At 43.0% G+C, this 235-nt stretch carries 1 protein-coding gene; it reads right to left on the bottom strand.

Annotation, left to right across the window (positions count from 1 at the left end; translation table 11 throughout):
• Window positions 1-235, bottom strand: a 235-nt coding sequence (locus tag AAEY87_RS14425) for an EF-Tu C-terminal domain-related protein (RefSeq protein ID WP_502945490.1), incomplete at both ends; no start/stop codon positions are given.

Genomic DNA, 235 nt, shown 5'->3' with positions numbered 1-235 from the left:
ATCTTGATGTTATCACCAGGCATTACCATTTCTACGCCTTCTGGTAACTGAACGTCACCAGTTACGTCAGTTGTACGGAAGTAGAACTGTGGACGGTAACCTTTGAAGAATGGAGTATGACGACCACCTTCATCTTTAGAAAGTACGTATACTTCTGAAGTGAATGTAGTATGTGGGTTGATTGAACCAGGCTTAGCTAGTACTTGACCACGTTCAACGTCTTCACGCTTAGTAC

Origin of the sequence: Psychrobacter sp. S1-30-MNA-CIBAN-0213 (assembly GCF_040309845.1) — a bacterium.
Classification (GTDB): Bacteria; Pseudomonadota; Gammaproteobacteria; order Pseudomonadales; family Moraxellaceae; genus Psychrobacter.
Note: the sequence above shows the minus strand (reverse complement) of the source record. Positions and strands in the feature narration are given on the sequence as shown.